The organism is Parvibaculum sp. (assembly GCF_040882025.1).
Taxonomy (GTDB): domain Bacteria; phylum Pseudomonadota; class Alphaproteobacteria; order Parvibaculales; family Parvibaculaceae; genus Parvibaculum.
Window position 1 is genome coordinate 1 of record NZ_JBBECC010000115.1, and the last position, 3,935, is coordinate 3,935.

The 3,935-nt window shown below is 65.5% G+C and carries 5 protein-coding genes; 2 read left to right on the top strand and 3 right to left on the bottom strand.

The features are described from left to right. Positions 1-197 precede the first annotated feature (197 nt). On the top strand, positions 198-1,007 hold the full coding sequence (locus tag WEB61_RS08265) for an enoyl-CoA hydratase/isomerase family protein (RefSeq protein WP_368063860.1): 810 nt from the start codon (positions 198-200) through the stop codon (positions 1,005-1,007). A gap of 57 nt (positions 1,008-1,064) precedes the next feature. On the opposite strand, the gene WEB61_RS08270 is transcribed toward WEB61_RS08265, so the two are convergent. Beyond that, entirely contained in the window at positions 1,065-1,562 is a 498-nt protein-coding gene (locus WEB61_RS08270) for an outer membrane beta-barrel protein (protein WP_368063861.1), read from the bottom strand. Positions 1,563-1,811: 249 nt separating this feature from the next. Further along, positions 1,812-2,237 carry a PaaI family thioesterase gene (locus tag WEB61_RS08275; protein ID WP_368063862.1) on the bottom strand — a complete coding sequence of 142 codons (426 nt, stop codon included), beginning with the start codon at positions 2,235-2,237 and terminating at the stop codon, positions 1,812-1,814. 522 nt (positions 2,238-2,759) lie between these two features. On the opposite strand from WEB61_RS08275, the gene WEB61_RS08280 reads away from it, so the two are divergent. Beyond that, positions 2,760-3,227: a hypothetical protein gene (locus WEB61_RS08280; RefSeq protein WP_368063863.1), complete on the top strand. Its 468-nt coding sequence runs from the start codon at positions 2,760-2,762 to the stop codon at positions 3,225-3,227. A gap of 18 nt (positions 3,228-3,245) precedes the next feature. Here WEB61_RS08280 and WEB61_RS08285 read toward each other — a convergent pair whose 3' ends face one another. Further along, the gene (locus WEB61_RS08285; protein ID WP_368063864.1) at positions 3,246-3,782 is read right to left on the bottom strand and encodes a PAS domain-containing protein; all 537 of its coding nucleotides are present in this window, start codon (positions 3,780-3,782) and stop codon (positions 3,246-3,248) included. Positions 3,783-3,935: the final 153 nt, after the last annotated feature.

The window sequence follows — 3,935 nt, forward strand, 5'->3', positions numbered from 1 at the left end:
CGAAGTGATGCGCCTCGAAAGCGGCGGCCTGCTGGCACTGCGCTGGCTCGACCTGCCGCTGGCGATCCAGCAGGAAATGGAAGCGCTGGTCGGCTGAGCGGGCACCGTTTCATTTGCATGCCCTTGCGTCAGTTGCGCGCGGCGGCGGCCCCTATAGGCTTCCTCCCATTAAAACCGCCATGCGAGGAGGAGACGCCATGACCGCCTATAAAACGCTGATCGTCGAAAAACAGGGTGGCGTCGATTGGGTGACGATGAATCGCCCCGACGCGCTCAACGCGATGAACCCGGCGCTTGTCGACGAGCTGCAGGATTATTTCGGGCGTCTTTACACGGATCATTCGGTGCGCGTGGTCGTGCTCAGGGGCGCCGGCCGCGCCTTCTGCGCCGGGCTCGATCTCAAGGAACGCTCCAACCGGCCGGACACCGGCGCGAGCGGGAGTCCGCAGGCGGGCCTTGTGTCGCAGCGGCGGATCAGCGAGATCGTGATGCGCATGCGCCGCTGCCCGCAACCGATCATCTCGCTGGTGCACGGCCCCGCCTGCGGCGGCGGCTTCGCGCTGGCGCTTGCTTCCGACATCCGCATCGCGGGCGCGAGCGCGCGCATGAACGCCGCCTTCATCCGCATCGGCCTTTCCGCCTGCGATATCGGCGTCAGCTATTTCCTGCCGCGGCTCGTCGGCGTTTCGGTTGCCTCCGAACTGATGATGACGGGACGCTTCATCGATGCCGCACGCGCCGAGCGCGTGGGGCTTGTGTCGGAAGTGGTGCCGGACGAGAAACTGGCGGACGCCGCGGCACCTTACATCGAGGAAATGCTGACGACGTCCCCGCTCGGCCTCAGGCTGACCAAGGAATGCCTCAACATGTCGGTCGATGCCGGAAGCATCGAGGCCGCAGTGGCGATGGAAGACCGCAACCAGATCCTCTGTGCCCAGACAAACGACTTTCGCGAGGGGATCGCCGCCTTTCTCGGCAAGCGCAAACCGGAATACACGAACAGTTGAGCGCAAACAAAAGGCCGCCCCGCCGAAGCGGGACGGCCCTCCCCCTGAAGCGCGCCGTCAGAATCCGTAGACGATCTGAACCGTGAAGTCGTCGCTGTCGATCGGATCGAGATCGTAATGGGTCCATTCGCCGCGCAGCGACCAGCCGGCCTGAAGGCCGAGCTCCGCGCCCGCGCCCGCAAGCCAGCTCGTGTTGCGGGTGTTGATCTCGTAGCGATGCACACCGCCCTTGCCGTAAAGCGAAAGGTCGGGCGCGACCGGGAAGGACAGAAGAAGTTCGGCGCCGTAGGTATCGATGTCGGCATCGCCGAGGAAGCCGGGCGCGCCGTGCTCGCCGAGCTCGGCATAAAAGACCTGCCCGGAGGCGTATTCGTTGAACTGCCAGCCGGCGAGACCCTTCCAGCTCAAGTCGTCATTGCCGTCCGTCCAGCCCCAGCCGAGACCGCCACCGACATAAGGGCCGCCGGGCATCTGCGCTTGCGCGCCGCCTGCCGCGAGGCCGAGCGCGGCGGCGCAGACAGATGCCACGCAAAAATCTTTGATGATGGATTTCATGGGTATCCTCGCTTCGTTGCAGTTCCTGCCCCAAAGCCCCGAACGCATGATCGGCGTCGCGAAGCCGCCGCTCAAGAGAAACCGTCAACAAGGACAACCGGATTTTGCCGATTGTGACTCACACGCAACAACTTCGTGTGGGAAGTGCACAAACGGGCAGACTTACGGAAAATACGTCTACGGAAAATTTCCCAGATAACGCAAAAGAGAAAAAGTCGCTGCGCTGCAACAACCTTTCGCGCACGCGAATCAGCCGTCGACGCGCGGCAGCAGGCGAACGGTGGAGGAGCCCTTGGCGAGGATTTCGCCGCTCGCGTCGCGCAGGTGCCCTTCGACGAAAACGGTGGAGCGGCCGCGCCGCTCGATCCAGGCCTCGGCGACGAGAAGGCCAGGCGCGGCGGGCCGGAAAAAGCTGATCTTGATTTCGAGCGACATCGGCGTGAACTTGAAATCGGTCGCGCACATCACGGCGCGCGCCATTGCCGCGTCGATCCAGCCGGTAACGAAACCGCCCTGCACCACACCGCCCGAATGGCACATCCGCATCTGCGCCTCGCATTCGATGGCGGCGCGGCCGGCATCGGCGTCCATATACAGGGTACGGACGATACCGAGGGCTTCGCCCAGCCCGTCCTTGAAATCGGGCGCGGGGGCATCGGTCGAAAGGTCGGTCATGGGCGAAACTCCGGTGCGGGTCAATGCGAATGGCGCGCATCATAAGCACTGACACGCCGGCGGCCAGCGCCGATTTCCGTTCGTGCATGGGCCGCCATCTGTTCGCCGGTGAACAGCGGCGGCGATTTGTGACAGCGGTTTTCGACAGCGGACCCCCCCTCTGTCACAAAACTGTCAAAAAACTGTCACAAACGCTTTTCGGCGCTGCGATATCCCCGGGATAACACGCTTTCTCCCCGCTTTGCGGCGGCGCGGCAGAGGCGCGGACATCCTGCCCGGCTGTTGCCCGAAGGCGACAGCGCAGCGCTGCGCTGTGACATTTCGGCGGCAGGCGGCAAAAGCACACTGTTGGACACCGAAAATAGCACAGGCAAAAGCACGCGGGTCGGCGCCAAAAAAGGCACCGGAGAAAGCACAATACCCGGCGCCGAGAAGAGCACCGGCAAAGGAGCCGAAGAAAGTGCCAGACTGGCGCGAGGCGGCGGTGGAGCAAACCGCCCTGGCGCGACGGGAAGCAGGGCAATGAAAATTTCCGGAAAGACGACCGGCGCGATGGCGCTGTTGCTCGCGGTACTGACGATCGGCGGCACGGCGGCGGCCGGCCTGAGCGAGGCGGACTACGCGGCGGCGATGGCCGAACTTGCCGGAACCCGCGCCGCGATGGCGGAAGCCCGCGCGGCGCTGGCGCGCGAAACGACAACGGCCGAAGCGGCGGCACGCGCGGAAGATTTGCGCGTGCGGCTCGATGCGGTGCGGGCGGCGATGGTGGCGGCCGTCCGCCACGACCGCACGGCCCTCCCCTTCGCGAAGCTGACGCCGGCGCGCCAGCGCGCCCGCTGCCTCGTCATGGCGGCGGGGCTGATCGACGAACCCTTGCAGGATTTGTGGACCGTCTGGTCGATGAAGGCGAACAATATTCCGGGAACGGATGATTTTCCCTTCGCGGCGGAAGGCCGGCGGGGATTGGGCAAGGCGCCGGGCTGCGGCTGAGGCGGGCAGCGGCGGCGCTCAGGCCCGCCTTGCCGCTTCTTCGGAGATGAAATCGACGGCGGCGAGGATCTTGTCGACGCGCGCTTCATCCGTTCCCATCGGCAGCAGCAGCACATTGTAGTGGACGTAAGCGCGGTTCCGGTAGAGCCAGGCGGCCGAGGCGCGGTGCATATAGAGGCAGCGGCGCGCGCAGACCAGCCGATAGGGCGCGAGCGCGATTTCGGCGTTTTCGCCGAACACCTCCTGCGGCGTGCGGCCGACCGGGCTGACGGCGCCGAAGAATTCGGAAATCATCCCGCCGACGACGCGGTAGCGAAATTCGCCGTCGGGCGCCGCTTCGAGCAGATAGATGACGGGGAGATGCCGGCGCAGCGCCATCGGATCGAATTCGGCGCGCGCCGGAAAACGGCGGCGGCCACGCAGCGCCTCCCAATAGGCAAGCGCATCGCAGAGCGCGCCGCGGTGGGCGATATGCGGCCGGACATCCTCCGGCCCGCCGGAATATTCGGCGAAGACGGCGGACGGAACCTGCGATGCGGCCAGCGTGTCATGCATGAGGCGTTGCCCCCAAGGAGGCGGATGCGCCCCTCGCCCCTTATTCTGGGTGGGGAGCGTTAACGAGGTGTTTACGGGGCGCGGGTGGGACGTGTGCGGAACAGTTGAGGATCGCGGCAAACGCGGAGAGCCGCTCCGCAAAAAAAGCGCGGC

Bases quoted from the DNA above. Each gene is read 5' to 3' on its own strand.
- WEB61_RS08285 (WP_368063864.1), bottom strand. From the start codon at position 3,782: ATGCATGACACGCTGGCCGCATCGCAGGTTCCGTCCGCCGTCTTCGCC.
- WEB61_RS08280 (WP_368063863.1), top strand. From the start codon at position 2,760: ATGAAAATTTCCGGAAAGACGACCGGCGCGATGGCGCTGTTGCTCGCG.
- WEB61_RS08275 (WP_368063862.1), bottom strand. From the start codon at position 2,237: ATGACCGACCTTTCGACCGATGCCCCCGCGCCCGATTTCAAGGACGGG.
- WEB61_RS08265 (WP_368063860.1), top strand. From the start codon at position 198: ATGACCGCCTATAAAACGCTGATCGTCGAAAAACAGGGTGGCGTCGAT.
- WEB61_RS08270 (WP_368063861.1), bottom strand. From the start codon at position 1,562: ATGAAATCCATCATCAAAGATTTTTGCGTGGCATCTGTCTGCGCCGCC.